General features: G+C 46.5%; 17 protein-coding genes. 9 read left to right on the top strand and 8 right to left on the bottom strand.

Annotation, left to right across the window (positions count from 1 at the left end; genetic code table 11):
* Window positions 1–64 precede the first annotated feature (64 nt).
* Window positions 65–1,024, bottom strand: coding sequence for an integron integrase (locus DYA43_RS15690; RefSeq protein WP_061055844.1), 960 nt, complete (start codon window positions 1,022–1,024; stop codon window positions 65–67).
* A 362-nt stretch (window positions 1,025–1,386) separates the two neighbouring features.
* On the opposite strand from DYA43_RS15690, the gene DYA43_RS15685 reads away from it, so the two are divergent.
* The 3 genes from DYA43_RS15685 (at window position 1,387) to DYA43_RS22975 (ending at window position 3,288) form a co-directional block, all read left to right on the top strand.
* Window positions 1,387–1,827 (top strand): hypothetical protein, encoded by a 441-nt coding sequence (locus DYA43_RS15685; RefSeq protein ID WP_061055843.1) that lies wholly within the window; start codon window positions 1,387–1,389, stop codon window positions 1,825–1,827.
* Window positions 1,828–2,039: 212 nt separating this feature from the next.
* Complete coding sequence (locus DYA43_RS15675; RefSeq protein WP_061055842.1) at window positions 2,040–2,843, top strand: toll/interleukin-1 receptor domain-containing protein; 804 nt, start codon at window positions 2,040–2,042, stop codon at window positions 2,841–2,843.
* A 40-nt stretch (window positions 2,844–2,883) separates the two neighbouring features.
* Window positions 2,884–3,288 carry a hypothetical protein gene (locus DYA43_RS22975; protein ID WP_081094716.1) on the top strand — a complete coding sequence of 135 codons (405 nt, stop codon included), beginning with the start codon at window positions 2,884–2,886 and terminating at the stop codon, window positions 3,286–3,288.
* Window positions 3,289–3,651: 363 nt separating this feature from the next.
* On the opposite strand, the gene DYA43_RS15655 is transcribed toward DYA43_RS22975, so the two are convergent.
* Window positions 3,652–4,680 (bottom strand): IS110 family RNA-guided transposase, encoded by a 1,029-nt coding sequence (locus DYA43_RS15655; RefSeq protein WP_061055364.1) that lies wholly within the window; start codon window positions 4,678–4,680, stop codon window positions 3,652–3,654.
* Between the two features lie 97 nt (window positions 4,681–4,777).
* Between DYA43_RS15655 and DYA43_RS15650 the strand changes: the two genes are divergently transcribed.
* Window positions 4,778–5,161 carry a hypothetical protein gene (locus DYA43_RS15650; RefSeq protein WP_061055840.1) on the top strand — a complete coding sequence of 128 codons (384 nt, stop codon included), beginning with the start codon at window positions 4,778–4,780 and terminating at the stop codon, window positions 5,159–5,161.
* A 374-nt stretch (window positions 5,162–5,535) separates the two neighbouring features.
* On the opposite strand, the gene DYA43_RS15645 is transcribed toward DYA43_RS15650, so the two are convergent.
* Complete coding sequence (locus DYA43_RS15645; protein WP_024374936.1) at window positions 5,536–5,754, bottom strand: hypothetical protein; 219 nt, start codon at window positions 5,752–5,754, stop codon at window positions 5,536–5,538.
* A gap of 902 nt (window positions 5,755–6,656) precedes the next feature.
* On the opposite strand from DYA43_RS15645, the gene DYA43_RS15640 reads away from it, so the two are divergent.
* A complete protein-coding gene (locus tag DYA43_RS15640) occupies window positions 6,657–7,922 on the top strand; it encodes a RidA family protein (protein WP_061055839.1) in 1,266 nt (421 codons plus the stop codon).
* Window positions 7,923–8,010: 88 nt separating this feature from the next.
* Here DYA43_RS15640 and DYA43_RS15635 read toward each other — a convergent pair whose 3' ends face one another.
* The 3 genes from DYA43_RS15635 to DYA43_RS15625 all read right to left on the bottom strand — a co-directional run bounded on the left by DYA43_RS15635 (window position 8,011) and on the right by DYA43_RS15625 (window position 10,741).
* Window positions 8,011–9,684 carry an alpha/beta hydrolase-fold protein gene (locus DYA43_RS15635; protein ID WP_081094714.1) on the bottom strand — a complete coding sequence of 558 codons (1,674 nt, stop codon included), beginning with the start codon at window positions 9,682–9,684 and terminating at the stop codon, window positions 8,011–8,013.
* Between the two features lie 146 nt (window positions 9,685–9,830).
* A complete protein-coding gene (locus DYA43_RS15630) occupies window positions 9,831–10,175 on the bottom strand; it encodes a DUF3316 domain-containing protein (protein WP_061055838.1) in 345 nt (114 codons plus the stop codon).
* 143 nt (window positions 10,176–10,318) lie between these two features.
* Window positions 10,319–10,741, bottom strand: a complete 423-nt coding sequence (locus DYA43_RS15625; protein ID WP_020328173.1) for an Hsp20/alpha crystallin family protein — start codon at window positions 10,739–10,741, stop codon at window positions 10,319–10,321.
* A 311-nt stretch (window positions 10,742–11,052) separates the two neighbouring features.
* Between DYA43_RS15625 and ompW the strand changes: the two genes are divergently transcribed.
* Together ompW and DYA43_RS15615 are read left to right on the top strand one after the other, a co-directional pair.
* On the top strand, window positions 11,053–11,697 hold the full coding sequence (gene ompW / locus DYA43_RS15620; RefSeq protein ID WP_024374932.1) for an outer membrane protein OmpW: 645 nt from the start codon (window positions 11,053–11,055) through the stop codon (window positions 11,695–11,697).
* A 346-nt stretch (window positions 11,698–12,043) separates the two neighbouring features.
* Window positions 12,044–13,870 (top strand): M4 family metallopeptidase, encoded by a 1,827-nt coding sequence (locus tag DYA43_RS15615; RefSeq protein WP_020431607.1) that lies wholly within the window; start codon window positions 12,044–12,046, stop codon window positions 13,868–13,870.
* Window positions 13,871–13,947: 77 nt separating this feature from the next.
* Here DYA43_RS15615 and DYA43_RS15610 read toward each other — a convergent pair whose 3' ends face one another.
* Window positions 13,948–15,993, bottom strand: coding sequence for an alpha-amylase (locus tag DYA43_RS15610; protein WP_061055837.1), 2,046 nt, complete (start codon window positions 15,991–15,993; stop codon window positions 13,948–13,950).
* 256 nt (window positions 15,994–16,249) lie between these two features.
* On the opposite strand from DYA43_RS15610, the gene DYA43_RS15605 reads away from it, so the two are divergent.
* Window positions 16,250–16,798 carry a hypothetical protein gene (locus DYA43_RS15605; RefSeq protein ID WP_061055836.1) on the top strand — a complete coding sequence of 183 codons (549 nt, stop codon included), beginning with the start codon at window positions 16,250–16,252 and terminating at the stop codon, window positions 16,796–16,798.
* Here the strand turns inward: DYA43_RS15605 and DYA43_RS15600 are convergent.
* Window positions 16,773–17,186 carry a hypothetical protein gene (locus DYA43_RS15600; protein WP_020328178.1) on the bottom strand — a complete coding sequence of 138 codons (414 nt, stop codon included), beginning with the start codon at window positions 17,184–17,186 and terminating at the stop codon, window positions 16,773–16,775. The two genes, DYA43_RS15605 and DYA43_RS15600, sit on opposite strands and share 26 nt — an antisense overlap.
* 97 nt (window positions 17,187–17,283) lie before the next feature.
* On the opposite strand from DYA43_RS15600, the gene DYA43_RS15595 reads away from it, so the two are divergent.
* The gene (locus tag DYA43_RS15595; RefSeq protein ID WP_061055835.1) at window positions 17,284–18,192 is read left to right on the top strand and encodes an aldo/keto reductase; all 909 of its coding nucleotides are present in this window, start codon (window positions 17,284–17,286) and stop codon (window positions 18,190–18,192) included.
* Window positions 18,193–18,252: the final 60 nt, after the last annotated feature.

Raw genomic sequence — 18,252 nt, 5'->3', positions numbered from 1 at the left:
AGTCTACAAACTATAAGTTGACCAAATTTTAGTAATGCTACAGAGTTTCTAGAGTACTCCGACTTTACAGTGTGTCTAACGGACTCGTTGTCCCCGCGAAATGTTGGCCAAGTACATGTGTATAGATTTGTATTGTACTCACGTCATTGTGGCCAAGTAACTCTTGAACACTTCTTATATCACGACCGGCTTGAAGTAGATGAGTTGCGAAGCTATGCCTAAACGTGTGGCAGGTGACGCGTTTATTTATTTGAATACTACGCACGGCATTCCCGAGCGCTTTACGAATAACACTCTGATGCAGATGATGCCTGCAAACTATTCCAGTATACGGGTGGATGCAGGTCGTTTTAGAAGGGAAAATAAACATCCATCCGCGCTGCCTAAAAGCGTTAGGGTATTTACGTTCTAATGCATTTGGCAGTGAAGGGCCTATCCCTCGTTGGTTGTCATACTGTTGGATCTTAGTAGCTTTCTCAATATATGCTGGAAACTTTTCGGCGCATTTATGACTGAGGATGGTTTGCCTATCTTTTCGCCCTTTTCCGTCTCTAATGGTCAGTGTAGCCCGCTCCATATCAATGTCTTGGACACGTAACCGGAGACATTCTGAAACTCTCAGTCCACTACCATAGAGCAGCTCAATGATTAGCCTGTCGCGGCCATAGAGTTGATTTAATATCGATGATATTTCCAATGGGGATAACACTGTCGGTAAATGTCGCTGTTTAGTGGCATAGCAAAAACCTAAATCCCCAAGCTCATGGTGCAAATGCTTCTGATACAAATAGGCCAATGCATTAAGTGCAATTTTTTGAGTGTTGATTGCCACATTCCGTTGGTTGGCAAGGAAGGTTAAAAATTGTGTAACTTCTTCCGTTCCCATTGTTTCGGGGTGACGCTTGTGGTGAAAGTTAATGAATGCCTTGATCCAATACAGATAAGTTTTTTCTGTTCTAATACTGTAACCACGCATGCGCATTGTTTCTTGAACACCGATTAGAAATGGGCTTTTTAGACTCATGATAACCTCACCCCAAAGAGCTGTTTATTTATACAGTATTATTTGATATTTCCTAATATCAAGGAAAATAGTGAAATAATTTTGCGCGTTAAGACACGTACTAATTCATATAATTCATTTTTTATCAATCAGTTATGTGTTGACGACTTGAGATAATAGGTTTGGAAAACGCGCATGCGCGTTTTTCTAGATGGTATATTTAGCAAAATGAAGATAAGTTCATTGTATACAGATAGTTAACTGTGCGCGTTTTTACTGGTCCAATGAGGTAAACGCGCATGCGCACTAATAAGCTGTTATGCGAATTAAGCCCTTATGCATTGAGCGTATGGTATATGTTTTTATTTTTTGAGGTTATATAGATGCCAGAATCTGTTAAACATCCAGATAGACTTAGAGCTGAGTTAGAAATTTCAAGTTACGTACGTAGAGTTGAGAAGTATCATACGAATTTAAATAATTCAGGTATTTGGTTGTTTTTGGCCATACTGGGTTGTTGGGGTGTTCAATCTCTTAGTGTAAAGCTATTTGCTGTTACAATTGCCTTTATTCTTTTTTCTCATAAGCTAACTACAGAGTTAGACAGCTATAAATTCTTTCCGAGTCAAAAAAAGGAAATCGAGGAGATAATTGATGTGAGTAGTTTGAATGAAGATATAAAAGGAGCGTTAAAATATAAGCTGCTTATCTCAGATAAAAAGTGGACGTCACAGATGAGGTATATAAAATACTTGCCTGCTTATTATTTGTCATGTGTATTTCTTATTGTTTCAATGTATGAATGGTTTAAACATCTGCTCTAAAAAATTCGCATAACAAACGCTTTAAGACGGATTCGCAACGCTCGGCGGTTTTGGTTTGATTTAACTTTTGTGTTTACGGCGCAATAATTAAGTGTCGTGGTAGCGTTGCTCACCACTTAAGCGGGCGTTATGCGCTAGAGCACTTCGCTTGCTTAGGTTTTCAGGTAAAATGCTGACTGTAAGAGATAAATCACTTTTAGAAGGATACCGTAGTGGGACATAAAATTTTCCTTAGTCACAATCATAATGATAAGCCTTTGGTAGAAGCAGTTGCTTTAAAACTTGCTAGTATCTTTGGTCAAGATGAAGTGTTCTATGATTCTTGGTCAATCCAGCCTGGTGAAGGGATCATTGATAAAATGAATCAGGGGCTTGAAGCACCAGAGTTTGTTTTTTTCTTTGTATCCAAAAACAGCCTTGCTAGTGGCATGGTGAAATTAGAATGGCAAAATGCCTTGTACTCTGCATCTAAAGGAAAAACTCGAGTTATACCAGTTAGAATTGATGGTTCTGATATGCCATCGCTACTTAAGCAAACCCTCTTTATTGATATGCATACGGTGGGGCTTGAGGCCGCGATTGCACAGATTGTAAGTGTTACGCAGGGAAATGCTTCTTTTACTCCTCAACACCAAGGCTTCTCAAATCTGTCATTTACACAAACTAAAGTAGATGAGACACAAATTGAAATTGCCGTTAAGGCATCGCACCTTATGGAACCTAATGCTAGCTTTGTATTTGTTACAACCAACGCAGAGCAGGATATTCATTGGGAAATGTCGAACGGGCAACCATTCGTTGGTGGTTTCAACAAAGATGCATTCACTTCCCCAAATGGTAATGCTAATGGTATTTTAATTCGTCCTATGACGTCTACTCTAACTCCGACTCATCCGTTAAGAGTTAAGTTTTCGAAAAAAGGAACCGTCGATATCGATATTGCCGCTGTTTTTCATGAAAAAAGTGAGAATCAGTGGGTTGAGATTCCAAGGGCCGCGCCGACATTTGCGTACTAAATAAGCGCATAACAAAGCGTTTAAGACAGATTCCCAACGCATGGCATTTTTCATTCCATCGTTGGGTTTTGTGTTTACGGCGCAATGGTTTAGTTTAGGTGGTCGCGTTGCTCACTACTTAACGCAGCGTTATGTGATTGGAGGAAATATTATGAAAAATGCAGAAGAATTAGGATTTGAAACAGCGATTACATATTCAGTAATAAGTGATCATACTCCAGGGAAACCGATCGAGTATTCCGGTATCAATACAGGCGACTCTGTAACTCTTCAATATGATTCTGAGAGAATTACAGTAACATCTGTTAAAGAGATAGCCGCGAAAACATACCAAGGTAAAATTAGTGGTTTTGACCCAAGTATTAGCGTCGCGTTCAAGAGCTTGAAGCTGGGTGATGAAATTGAGTTTAATGAGCATCACGTGTTCAGTTGTACAAGAGTGTAGCGAGAACTGTCAGTAATCACATAACAATCTGTTTAAGAGTGATTCGCAACGCGTGGCATTTTTACTATGCGTTGCGTTTAGTGTTTAAGGTGGTATGCGGTGGCATCGGTATTGCGTTGTTCACACCTTAACAGGGCTACATGGACTCCCTCTTTTGTCAACAATAGCTCTCTTTGACAACAGTGGATCGGACAGCAGCTCTACATTCGGTATTTGACAGGCTTTATTGCCATTACCTTGATGATATTCGCTTGGTACCAGCCTCATTCGTTAGACAGTATTTTCTACTTCCCAATTAAACAGGCTTTGATACCTCGGTCTGACCGTATTGCCATCAATTGCAATTGTGTTGACTCGGTGGGGTTAACCATTGATATAGTTAACTTTATACTCATTTCCCGAAGTCAGTAACGCCCAGATAATTCGGGCGTTTTTAGCGGCTAAAGCGACGGTTGCTCGCTTATAACCGCGACGTTCAACTAATTGTTGTAACCAGAGACTGTTTCTATCCGTTTTGTCTTTGCATCTTGCTATAACAGCACGTGCTCCATGAATAAGTAACGTACGGATGTGTTTGTCGCCTCGTTTGCTTATGCGCCCAAGTTGGACGTGACCGCCAGTGGTATATTGTCTCGGCACTAATCCAACCCATGCAGCAAATTGACGGCTGGAACGAAATTGTTTTCCATCAGAAACCGTAGCAACAATGGCTGTTGCACTATGTTCTCCCACGCCAGGAATAGTCATGAGCTTTTTAGCCTCTTTCATCTGACTGACGAGCGCATAAATTTTGCGGTCGTATCGCAGTACTTCAATGTTGATATCGTGGATACGATTGACTAAGTCATAGAGTAGTTCGCGAGCCAGCATAGGTAGCCCATTTTCAGCATCTTCAAGAATGCTGGAAATGGTATTTTGGAGTGGGTATCGACCTTGAGGAATAATAATACCGAATTCAGAAAGTAATCCACGTAACTGATTAATGGTGGCGGTGCGGTTTTTAATCAGACCATGTCGAATGCGATGCAGGGTAAGCACAGCTTGTTGCTCTGTACTTTTAATAGCGACAAACCGCGTCTTGGGACGGCTGACGGCTTCACATATAGCTTCAGCATCATTGGCATCGTTCTTTTCATTTTGCCGATAAGGGATAACAAACTTCGAAGCCATAATGCGAGGTGTATGTCCAAGTTTACTCAGTTCTCTCGCCCAATGATGAGCGCCAGAGCAAGCTTCCATACCGACTAAGCAGGGCGGTAGGTTGGCGAATACCTCTAACAGTCTGTTTCTTTTAACTGTTTTGCGTAGTACACACTTGCCATATGCATCAACGCCGTGAATACTGAAGACATTCTTGGCGAGGTCAATGCCAATAGTTTGAATGGTGGACATAGTCACCTCCGTATTATCAACGTGTCATGAGTAACTATGGCACGTGAAGTGTCAGGTAGAGGGAGTCCATATCATTCGTTATATTAATGGGGAAACTATGCGAAAATTATTTGTTGTCGCTTTAAGCTTTTATAGCGCTTTATCTTATGGTTATTCTTCAGAAAGGGCATTGGCAAACTTATCATCTGACTACGCCACATGCGCTGCTTATTACTTATTTATGTCAAAAGGTCTCGAAGCTAGCGGCTCAGACGGCTCTCAGCTAAGAGAAATGGGAGAATTAGCTTTCGAAAGCGCTGTAATTTCTTCAAACGAGGAGGTTTCAAAGTCTCGTGTTAAGTTAAGTTACCAGCAGCTTGCAAAAGAAACAGACAGTAATTACTCCAATGCAGCAATTCTAATTGATAAGTATGGGGTAACATGCAAATCCACTATGGAAGATCCAGAATCACGTTTGAATTATTGGCTGGAGAAAAATTAATATAACAAACGCTTCAAGACGGATTCGCAACGCTTGGCGGTTTTGGTTTGAATTGGTTTTTGCGTTTACGGTGTAATAATTAAGTATCGTGGTAGCGTTGCTCACCACTTAAGCGGGCGTTAGCCCATAGAAATTTTCATCCGAAAATGACGAGTTAGCGTCAATGCTTAAACTCGGAAATGTCCAAAACCTTGTTACGTGGATCCTGTTGTGACGCATCTTCAAAGTCACGAGAAAGACCCAAGCCTCGTGTTCTCCGCCAGTGGGAAAGGAGTCGAGTTACAGTGGTTATATTCGTTTCGTAGGTCATGCCTCGCTGGCAAGTACCGTAGCCATGAATGTAAAGGTTAATTTTTCACGTGTTTATTTCCTTCTTATAGATTGAATGAGTAGACGCGTGGGCATATTTCGTAAGCGCTGACAGTGACTGCAGCCTCATCTTTAGACCCTGCAATTTTGTATTTGCAGATCTTTACAAACTTGCCCTTTGTTTCACTCTTGTAGGCACCCTGCCACGTCATAGCGTTAGCCGGACTAATTGCGGCCCAACCAAAGACAGCGACGGAAATAACTAACAGTAAGGTCGATTTCATGGGTTTATTTCCTTGTATGATTAAGGTCAATTAGGAACAGAAGAATACTTGTGACTTATTGTGAGGCTAGGCGCATTAATTCGATAATTATTAAATTTAATAATTGGATGGATAATTAAAAGTCAATTTAAACAATGGGTTACGATCTGGTGGTGATTGATTCGTTGGAGGGGGTTAGTAAGTAGTGATAAAAGATTATTTTGTAATAGATGAGTAAATTTGATCACTAAGCTAGAGTTTTCACAATGTCTCAAATAATCATTTTAAATGCTAATTTAGTAAAGACACTAACACACTTTTCCCATTTGCGAGTTAAAGTAATCAACCGGAATGTGTGATCAATCGGAACCTCTTCGATAAAAAGGTTTTCTGCAAGGGAAGCTAAGTCAAATGCCAAAACGCTACCTTGCACTAACAATCAAATCTTGGATAACGGTGTTAAGCTGTTAAGGCAAATGTAGATGGGTTGTTTAAAAACCTGACTCAGGGTTGGATTTTTGTATCTGCGATATTTCAAACAAAAATCTATTCATTAAATGCGGGTATCAAAGCACTCGATTTGGTCTGGCGCGGGTCGTTTCCTTAGTATGTTGTGAAGCCGCCATCACATTTGAATATCTAACCTAAAATAAACGGCATATTTTAAATGCTATATATTCATTTTCAGGGAATGAATACGCTTATTGAATAAATATAGTGAGGTTTATTCTGGATTGTTTGGATAATTAGTCTTGCCATGACTAATTATCCAAAGAGTTTAAGCTTGCTAGTGAAATTGAATTTTGAATTTCATCACACTCATGCAAATAGCCTTGAATTACCATCAGCGCTCTTAGAAAGATAAGCCCTAAATAATCACTATCAAAATCCCCTACAAACCTATTATAAGGATACCTATCATCATGAGCGGTAAGATCATCAAGCTATCTCGAAATACAGACCGAGCGCCAATCAATGCAGTCTCTACACAAAGTGTTGCTTTCTCTCATTACAACAATATCTCGGCGCAACTGCCGATTGATCCTCAAAGTGGTGAGTTGGTGGTAGGGGACATCAAAGCGCAAGCGAAGCAATGTTTTGAAAACATTAAATCTATCGTAGAGAGCATTGAGCACGTGATGGATGATGTGGTTAAAGTGAATGTATTCCTTAAGAATATTGACGATGCAGGCGCAGTCAACGAAGTGATGGCGACGTTCTTTACTCAATACTTCCCAACGAAAACAGTGTCTGCAGTGGCTGAACTACCTAACAGTGATGCACTGATTCAGGTTGACGCTTTAATCTCTAACGGTGAAGGTACCCAGCCTCAAGAACCCTGCGCGTTGATTAAGCTGGCGAGAAACAGTAATCGCGTGACTCAGAGCGCGACATCGACTCATTCAGTGGCTTTCTCGCACTACAACAACCTTTCTGCGCAACTGCCCATTGATCCGAATACAGGCGCGTTGGTTGAAGGTGGAATCAAGGCGCAAACGGCTCAGTGTTTGCGTAACCTAAAGACAGTTTTAGAAAGTATTGATGTACCGTTTGATGATATTGTCAAAGTGGGCATTCAGGTGAGAGATCTTGCCGACATTGAGCAAGTGAATGAAGTGTACATGACGTTCTTCCCTGACTCGTCCATCGCTCGCAGCGTCGCTTATGTTCCAGCGCGTACCGTGACCCAAGCGGCAGGCCTGCCAATGAATGCATTGGTTCAAATTGATGCGGTTATTTCTCATGGCGACGGCACTCCACCACAAGAAGTGGAAGACAGACACGGGCTTGTGATTCGCGCGAACAATACCGAATTGGCACCAGTGAGTGGGCTTTCAACGCAAACAGTGGCTTTCTCTCACTACAACCATATCTCAGCTCAGCTTCCTGTGGATGTACAGACAGGAAAACTGGTAGACGGGAATACTGGCGAGCAAGCGAAGCAGTGTCTCACACATATTAAGTCCATCGTTGAAAGCATTGGTCATGAAATGGATGATTTGGTGAAGGTCAATATTCAACTGACCAATATCGCTGACCTGCATCTGGTTGATGAGGTATACACGACGTTTTTCAACGGCAAACTTCCAGCAAGAACCGTGATTGGTGTTGAAAAGATCCTATCAGGCGCATTGATTCAAATGGATGCGGTTGTTTCAAATGCTGAAGGCACACCGCCAACAAAATAATAATATTGCTGCCTTATATGCGGATCATCAGCATATAAGGCAAACTTTCTTGAAGCGGCTCTTCCGAGCTGCTTTTTTATTTCCTTGCTCAGTGGGAAAGGCGGGTGACTGCTGCCATTGCTTCGGCATTCAGGTCTGTGGCTGCCACCTGATACCAGCGCAGCGCCTGAGTTTTATCCTGAGTCACTGCGATGCCATGTTCATAGAAATACCCCAAGCGAAGCAGCGCTTGAATGCGGGGGTGAACATTGGCCGCTGCTTGCTCGGGGGATGGTGCGGCTTTGAGATACCAGTTAAGGGCATCGGTGTTGCTTTGGGGGACGCCCAGACCTTGCTCATACAAATGACCAATCAGAGCGGCTGCGGTAATATCGCCAGCATCAGATGCGGCCCGGTACATTTTCATTGCTTTGGCGTAGTCGACGTTTTCTCCCAAGCCATGTTCTGCCATTAAACCGAGATAACGGGGCGCTTTCATGTGACCATATTGCCATGCCTGCTCAAAGTATTGATGAGCGAGCGTATAATCCTGTGGCACTTCCTTTCCCTCCAGATAGAAAATGCCGAGATCCAGAATCGCGCGATCATAACCAAGCGTGGCTGAGTGCTTGTACCACTCCAACGCGTTGACCATATTTTTATCCGTCCCGTTGCCTTGCTGATATGCCTTGCCGACTTCGTATTGAGCCAGACTATTATTGTGTTCAGCCAGCGTCAGAAAATCAGTAAATGCCTGCGTAGCGTTGTCGTGCAGGTAGATGTTTTCCACATCGGCATAGGCACTGTTACGCTGTGCAAAAAGCCAGTCACGGACGCCTTCCAGCTGATACGCATAATCAAAAGAATACATGTGCTCTGCCCCAGGGTGGGTATTGCCTTTCGGTGGTGCAGTGCCTTTTGTAAACTGAACAAAGTTGATGGCTTCGCCTTTGGCAAGTAACTGTTGAATCTTCTGCTCTTGTTCTTGGTGTGGGAGCTGAGCGGAAAACTCGGTGCTGGCGACGGAGACGCCCTTGTCGCTCAGCATGTCGCCGAGGGCCTTCATTCCCGCCGACGCTTTTTGATCGCCAGCAGACACAATGTAGAAAAAGTGCATATTAGCCAGGGGGGCCAACGCCTTCACATCCCATTGACTGCCGACAAACAGCGAAGCGGCGAACAGGTTCGGATAGTGCGCATTGAGATAAAAAGAGACCATGCCACCCATCGATTGTCCGGTGGTGTAAATACGGCTTTTATCAACGTTGTATTGGAAGGTGATGTGATTGAGCAGGCGCAGGGCCATTGGCACTTCTTGCGAAATTTCCCAGTCGTCATTAGTGGCGTTGTCTGGCCCTGCAAAGGCAGGCACTAACACAAAACTAGGATGCTTAGCCTGATTTTCCGGCGTTGCCCAGATAATACCGCCGTAACCCTGTTTAAGCGGCGCTTCTGCACCTTTGCCTGTTGTGCTGGCGTCGGCCATAAACAGCACTAATGGGTAACTTTTATTGCTGTCGTAATCTTCAGGGATGTAAAGATTGTAGTCCATCGTGCGCCCCGTCACGCTGTCGTGAAAAGTCAGCGTCTGGAAGGTCGGAGCAATCTCATCGCGCAGCGTGAGCAAATGCGTATCATAACTTTTGTCGACGCCGCCGTAGGCCGTGTTCCACGTACTGACCGACTCGGTGGGTTGCGGCGCAGTTTCACTGAATGCGGTGCTGGGGAAAACCAGACTAAGCAGGGTCGCCAGAGCGAAGGCGAAAACAGAGGTGTTGTTCATGTCCAATGCATCTCAAACGAAGGAATTAAACCAAGGTTAGCGGATTAAGGGTTAAGACTGGGTTATGAAGCGCACAGAAAGCGGAATAAAACCGATGGCGAGGATAAAAATCCTGATGAGCGGGGGAACTCATCAGGCAGGAGCGACTACTCGTCGTGAGGGTAATACTGATAACGGTAGTTAACGGTCAGAATACTTTGAAACTCAATCTGGCCACTGGGCTCGGCGACCGGTTTGACGCTGCGCCGAATCTGGCTGATTCGCACGCTTTTGCTGTCTACATTTTCGTCGTAAATCGGCAGCACTTTTAACAGCTCTTGCGAGGGCATTGCTTGCAGATTGGCCATCATGGCTTCGCCCGCTTCGGCGGCTTGCTTTTGTGTCTGGTAACTGGCGGTGCTCAGGTTCGTTTGCGGCGCACCAAGGCGCATGCCAGACAGAGCAACGCTGCTAAACAACATGGCGGCAAGCAGCAGAATGATCTTCTTCATACTTACTCCAGTCTGATTTGTATTGACGGGATCATTGTGGTCGGGATCTGGCGGGGCGGTGTTAGCAAAAGGTCAAATGATCAGCAAATTATCCACAATAAAAACGCGGCGTTGTTGCCAGCGCCGCGCCGATCAAGAGCCCGTTAATTGATGTTGATACGTTGGCTCTCTTCAGGTTTGCCTTCCAGTTTGGGAACAACCACCACCAGAACGCCTTCTTCAAATTCGGCGTAGATCTCTTTCAGATCCACGTTGTCGCCTAAAGAGAAGCTGCGCACCATTTTTCCGTGATAGCGTTCTTTATGAATGACTTTGTCCTGTTCTTTGGTTTCTTCGTTTTTCGTGGTTGAAGCTTCAATCGTCAGCGTACCATTGCGGCAGGTGACGGCTATGTCATCTTTTGCCACTCCCGGTAGATCGGCGATGATTTCAAATGCCGTCTCTTTCTCAATCACATCTACACGTGGAGAGAAAGTGTCAGCATCGAAACGAGGCCGAAGTGCCGGAAAGGCATTGTCGAACAAACGATAGAAATCTGACCAAGAGTCACGCGGAATTAAGCTCATAACGCCCTCCTGTTTTCACCGTTTAACCCATCATCATAAGTGTAGATCTCGTCCAAAGTTTCGATTCGCAAACTTCACCTGAATTGATCTAAGTCAAGTGAGAATCGAATGGCATCTTGTGACGCACGCAAAAGTTGCATTAGATAAATGTTTGATAATTGCAATAAAAAGTGATGGGGTTTGCATTTTTCTACTATTTGCCGCAATAAATTTTACAAATTGATTTCCATCAAAAATGTGTGGTCTTTATGTGCTACTGTGCGCAGCAACAAGAACTACAAACTCTAGCCCTAGAAAAAGGAAATCACATAATGAAAAAAACACTTTGCGGACTTGCTGTACTTTCAGCGCTGGCTTCAGCGAACGTTCTGGCTCACCAAGAAGGTGACTTTATTGTTCGTGCAGGTCTGGCTGCGGTAGTCCCAAATGACAGCAGTGACAAAATTCTTGGTAGCGATGAAGAGCTGAAAGTAAACAGCAATACTCAGTTAGGCTTGACTCTTGGCTACATGATCACCAACAACATCAGCTTTGAAGTGCTGGCGGCATCACCTTTCTCTCACGATATTTCGACGGACCTGAGCGGTCTTGGCAAAATCGGTGAGACTAAACATCTACCGCCAACGTTCATGCTGCAATATTACTTTGCAGAGCCACAATCTGATTTTCGTCCATACGTAGGTGCGGGTATCAACTACACCATGTTCTTCGATGAGAAGTTCAACAGCACGGGTGAGAACGCTGGTCTGAGCGATCTGAAACTGGACGACTCTTGGGGTCTGGCGGCTAACCTGGGCGTGGATTACAAAATCAACGACAACTGGTTCCTGAACGCATCTGCCTGGTATGCAAACATCGAAACCACCGCGAAATACAAAGCGGGTGGCACATCATACTCAACTGATGTGAAAATCAACCCTTGGGTCTTCATGATTGCTGGCGGCTATAAGTTCTGATTTTTTATCGATATTTTTATCGGGAAGGGCAGCGAAAGCTGCCTTTTTTTGTGCCTGTCGCGACCAAATCTATTGACAAATATGTGTATGCTTTTGTGTGCATATATTTATCAGTTAAATATAAACTTTTGATTGATAACTAGGATTTTCCTGTCTTTTTTATCAATGAGCCCTCATTCCGCTAAGTCACTGTAAGCTTTAATGAACATGGGGTGAAAATTATTTTTTTGACCGAGTGGCGAGCTGGATTTTCTTGTTCCACTTTCAATGGGCGACGTTCGTCGCAGGTCAACAGATGCCAGTTAAAAGGCAATCTAACTATTTTCACACTCTCTAGGACTGAGAAATGAAAAAACTACAACGTCAAGTTAAAGGCTTACTCGCAGTAGGTTCAGTGATGGCTTTCCCGGTTTCTGCCGCGCAATGGGTTGCGGTTGAAGACAGCGGTCAGTTTCAGCAAGCGCTGACTGAGCAGAAAAGCAGCGTCGTCACTCAGGCAAACCGTTATAAGGCAGTCAAAACCATTAAACTGCCAAACGGCAAAGTAAAAGTACGTTATCAGCAAATGTATAACGGTGTTCCAGTGTTCAATACTGCCGTGGTTGCGACAGAGTCGAGCAAAGGGGTAACCAAAGTACAGGGCATGATGGCACAAGGCATTGAAGCGGATGTGGCGACAGTGCAGCCAGCGCTCGATGAGAAACAGGCCATTGCCAAAGCGGCGGACAACTTTAGTGCGGCCAACGCCTCTTTTGCTGGTCAGGAACTGCCGATGGAAAACCAATCTGCGGTGTTGATGGTGCGTTTGGACGACAATCAACAAGCGCAACTGGTTTATCTGGTGAACTTCTTTGTGGCGTCGGACACGCCTGCACGTCCTTTCTACTTCATTGACGCCAACAGCGGCGAAGTGTTGAAACAGTGGGATGGTCTTGCACACGCTGATGCAACGGGTACCGGCCCTGGTGGTAACCAGAAAACCGGCATGTATCAATACGGTACTAATTACCCGGGCTTTGCCATCAGCAAAACCGGTTCAACCTGTACCATGTTGAGTTCTGCGGTCAAAACCGTTGACCTGAAAAACAAAACCTCAGGCACGACGGCGTACAGCTACGACTGTAACAACAGCAGCAACTACAACGATTATAAAGCGGTGAACGGTGCGTATTCTCCGCTCAACGATGCCCATTACTTCGGTAAAGTGGTATTCGATATGTATAACGACTGGCTGAACACATCTCCGCTGACGTTTCAGTTAACCATGCGTGTGCACTACGGTAATAACTACGAGAACGCCTTCTGGGATGGTTCTGCCATGACGTTTGGTGACGGCTATTCAACCTTTTACCCGCTGGTGGATATCAACGTGAGTGCGCACGAAGTCAGCCACGGCTTTACCGAGCAAAACTCTGGTCTGGTGTATGAAGGTATGTCTGGCGGTATCAACGAAGCTTACTCTGACATCGCGGGTGAAGCGGCGGAATACTACATGCGCGGCTCGGTAGACTGGGTGGTCGGCAGCGACATCTTTAAGTCGTCCGGTGGTCTGCGCTACTTCGATACTCCGTCTAAAGATGGCAGTTCTATCGACCACGCTTCTCAGTACTACAGCGGTATTGACGTGCACCACTCCAGCGGTGTGTTCAACCGTGCGTTCTACCTGCTGTCTAACAAACAGGGCTGGAATGTTCGCAAAGGCTTTGAAGTGTTTGCGGTGGCAAACCAGTTGTACTGGACACCAAACAGCACGTTTGATGAAGGCGCTTGTGGCGTCGTGAAAGCGGCGCAAGATCTGGGCTACAACGTGAACGACGTGAGTGCAGCCTTTACCACTGTGGGCGTGAACTCATCTTGTTCTGTCGATTCTGGCAATGAACTGGTGAAAGGCCAACCTGTGACCGGGCTTTCTGGTTCTGCGGGCTCTGAAACTTTCTATACCTTTACCGTAAGCAGCGCGTCGACAGCGACCGTTTCTATCGGTTCAGGAACGGGCGATGCAGACCTGTACGTGAAAGCAGGCAGCAAACCAACCACCAGTTCTTGGGATTGTCGTCCATATCGTTCAGGTAACAGTGAGCAATGTTCGATCTCTGCGGTTCCTGGCACGACTTACCATGTCATGTTGAAAGGCTACAGCGCTTACTCAGGTGTGACGCTGCGTCTGGACTGATTGCTGATCCCTTGTTATTTCCCTTAAGAAAAAGCGCACTCCCAGAGTGCGCTTTATTTTTTCTTTGGATGGCTGAGTTAGCGGCCTACAAAGGCCACCACGACTTTATCGTCGTCCAGCGTACGCGAGAACACGTAAGCATTCTTTTGTTCGATGACATGATGTTCGCCGGCACCGATGGCCGGATGACGCTGACGGAATTGCCCCACGGTCTGCCAATGCTTAAGCAAAGCCTCGCGATCGGCATTGAGATCCCACACCATATCTGAGCGGGTACCCTGATGAAAATCATCGGCGTATGGCCCGGCTTCCCGGCCGACTTCATCACCGTAGTAGACTTGCACCGCACCCGGAGTCAGCAACAGGGCATTGGCCGCATTGCGCTGCATATCGAACGACTTAAAGCGGCCAAAGAACAGCTCCGTATCGTGTGAAGACATATAGCTGACGGGATTGAAATCCGGGTATTTCGCCAGCGTTTGCGCGTAATCGCGATACACCATTGCCATCTGGCTCAGGCATGCTGCTCCGGTATCCATGCGTTTTTGAATATCGAAGTTGATCAGAGCGTCAAAACCGTCGTCGAAATAGGGGCTGCGATAGGCGCGATGGCCCCAGACTTCGCCCATCATCCAGAACGGTTCGCCTTGCTGACCATTGGCCGCACGCCACTCATTGAGGCTCTCGCTCGCTTTCTGTTTAAGGCGCTTCCATACATCGCCCTCAACATGCTTCACGGTATCAACCCGGTAACCGTCTACGCCGAATCGTTTGACCCAATCGCTTTGCCACTCGATCAGATAATCGGAAACCGTGTAGTTGTCTTTGGCGACCACACGAGTCCCGGGATTATTCAACAGCCATTTGGGTGGCGTGACATAGTCGGTCGATTCAGTGCGAAAATCGGGGAGGCCAGCCAGCGTCATGGTGATGTCGCTGGAACCGGGTTGTGGATAGCCCGGTAAGCCGGCACGCACCCAAGCGCCACCCCACCATTCTTTCCAGTTTGGGCTTTTGTAATCGATATTTTGATGGAAACTGTGCCAGTTCTCGCCAGCTTTAGGTGCCCAATCAGCCCAGGTTTTCAGTAAGTTGGCCGGATTGACTACATCAATACCGTCGAATTGCAAATCGGCCAGCGTGGCATAGCCTGCGTGGTTAATCACAGCATCCAACAGCACTTTCATGCCGCGTTTGTGTGCTTCGGCAACCAGAGTTTTCAGATCGTCATCGACACCAAAATTCTCATCGATTTTGGTGAAATCGCGAGTCCAGTAGCCGTGATAGGCGTAGAACGGAAACGATCCGCTGTCACCACCGCCGACAAAACCGCGTACCTGTTCGACAATCGGTGACAGCCAAATAGCGTCAGTGCCGAGGCTCTTGATGTAATCGAGCTTAGCGATGACGCCTTTTAAATCGCCGCCATGAAAGGTGCCGACTTCATCTTTGCCATCGCTTTTACGGCCATAACTGTGATCGTTGCTCGGATCGCCGTTCTTAAAGCGGTCAACCATCACAAAGTAGATGTTGGCGTTGCGATAGGTAAAAGGTTGCGCTTTGGCTTTTACTGGCTCTAGCAGGACCAGTCCACCACTGGATTTGGCCGGAGTGAGCGTGACTTTGCCTTGCTGCACGGTAACGACTTGTTGGGTAAAGGCATCTTTGAGTTGAGTACCATCGGCAAAGGTATCGCCAAGTGCCAGCGTGACATCGCCACCCTGATACACTTCGCATGACACATTCGGGATCGGGCGCTTGAACTCTTTTTTGGCCGACGCCGTGGCTTGGCGCACAAACGTGAGTGTGTGGGCGTTGGCGTCGTAACTGAACGCGTATTCACCGGTAAAACGAATCTTAAGTGGCAGTTCGGTCGCGCTGCCACAATTGAGGCCAATCGGCGTGTTGAACTTTATGCTCTGTTCTGCCGGAGCCTGACATTGTCCGTCGACACCGGTGATGCGTAGTGTGTAGTCATCTTTGGTTAACGGCACCACCAAAGGCTCTTCGCTGCTGAGTGGAAAATCACGGCTGTTAGTGGTGGTTGAAATCGTCAGGTTGGGCGAGGCCATGGCGGCAGGAGCCACGGCGAGCAGTGCCAGTGTCAGGGTGCTGAGTTTCATACTCTTTCAGGTCCTTGCTTCGTTTCCCTTTCTACCCATACCCGATTCAACGAAAAGAGATACGATGCCAGTAGTCGGGATATTGTTGGAATTATTCACGCTCCACATTACTCCTTGTGGTGTCAGGATACATCCTTCCTGAGCCTACGCCCCAAGAGCTTGAAGTGACTCACGTTTTGCCATTCAAAGGCGTAGAGGCGAGGCGGTTGTACTGGTGAATCAATCAAGGCACACTGGCCGAAAACAGGAGAGATTCATGAACAAATGGCGCTGGATGAGTGTGGCGGTGATGGCGTGTTGGAGCCTGACATCAACGGCGGCGCATCCGGATTTTCTGCCGCCTTATCTGCTGGGGAAGAATGTGGATGAGGCAGCGTTTGCTGAGCACAGTGATTGGATCGAGTGCAGTGAAATGCCGTCGGTAAAAAAGTGGTGCAGCGAACCTTTTGCCTATTACGCCACAACGGTATGGGCTCAGGTGGCGTTTCACCATGATCGTTCCAATGAGATGGTGCTGCATGCCGATTACAGTATGCACAACTGGAGTCAGTTGCAGCTTGGATTACGCAAAGATGGCTTTCAACTTCAACATGCGCAAGTGGATCAGGCCACCTTTGATGTGGTGCAGCAGATGCAGATACAAAGCTGGCAAGCAACGGATAAAGCATTGGTTGTGTTTCTCAACCAACATGCGCGGGCATTTCCCAAAACTCTGATTTGGCGGCATCAGGACGCGCAGGCCAAGCTTTTCACTGACGGTTCAGATATTACCCTGACTTTTACGCGGACGGTGTCAGCTCCTTAGGATGACGCTGCAAAAATGCCGCCATGGCGGTTTCATCCAGATAGCCATCGGCTTTTTTATGTGCCCGCAGATACTGGTATCCGGAGATAATCAGACGCTGCTGCTCCTGATCACTGCTCGATAAAACGTTACCTGTCACATACCTGTGCGCCAGCGCGTAAGCGTCCATGTCCACCACTTCGGCCTGACGATAGAGATAACCACAACCGGTCGCCAGCCACTCCAGTGAGCAGTTGGCACGCATCGCTATCTGGTTAGCTTTAGACAGGCTGGGTTCGCTGCCTTTGAGATATTTGCGGATCAGACCTTCAGACATTTCTACCCGGCGAGCAAAGCCACTAATGCTCTCTTCGCCGATCAATTCTTGTAAACGTGTAGCAAAACTCACAACTTCGTACTCCAGTTCGAACTTCTCAAGTCTATCCGTTGAGGTGGCAGGGAAACAAGCTTAGGATGTTCGCCAAAGAGAGAAAAGGAGTAAAACCATGGTTGCGAAAGTAACGATTGCCTCTCAAGGCCCGGAATTTTCTGAGCTAGTACAAGGTTACTGGCGTCTGGGCGAATGGGGTATGACGGCGCAAGAGCGTTTGACCTTCCTGAAACAGCACCTCGAGCTTGGGATCACAACGGTTGATCACGCTGATATTTATGGCAACTACGAGTGTGAACAACTGTTCGGTGAAGCGTTGGCGTTGGAACCGTCGCTGCGCGAGCAATTGCAGATCGTCACCAAGTGTGACATCAAGCTGTGCAGCGCGAAATTCCCAGAGCGCAAAATCAACCATTACGACACCAGTGCGGCGCATATTTACCAGTCAGTGAATAACTCGCTGGAGCGTCTGCGTGTGAACGAAATTGATGTGCTGCTGATTCACCGTCCGGATGTGTTGATGGATGCAGACGAAGTGGCTGAAGCGTTTACCGAGCTGCACAAAGTGGGCAAAGTGAAACACTTCGGCGTATCGAACTTCTCACCTGCGCAGTTCGAATTGCTGCAGTCGCGTCTGGGTAAACCGCTGGTAACCAACCAGGTGGAAATTAACCCCCTCAATTTCGACGTCGCGCACGATGGAACGTTGGATCAAATGCAGATGCTGCGTACCCGTCCGATGGCGTGGTCATGTTTGGGTGGCGGCGCTATCTTTAAAGGGGATTCTGAGCAGGCGCAACGTGTGCGCGCTGTTTTAGAAGAGCTGCGTGAAGAGTTAGGCGCAGAGAGCATTGATCAAGTGATCTACGCTTGGGTTCGTGCACTGCCGTCCAAGCCTTTGCCGATCATCGGTTCGGGTAAAATCGAGCGGGTACAAGCGGCTGTTGACGCACTGGATCTGACTCTCAGCCGCGAACAGTGGTATCGAGTTTGGGTCGCGTCGAAAGGCCATGGTGTGCCATAGACCACTCTGCTGAAAAGATGAAAACCAGCCTTCAGGCTGGTTTTTTAGTATGTGAACGTT

It is taken from the genome of Vibrio fluvialis (genome assembly GCF_900460245.1).
GTDB classification, from domain to species: Bacteria; Pseudomonadota; Gammaproteobacteria; order Enterobacterales; family Vibrionaceae; genus Vibrio; species Vibrio fluvialis.
The sequence above is the reverse complement of the archived record's forward strand: the minus strand, read 5'-3'. Positions and strand labels throughout refer to the sequence as shown.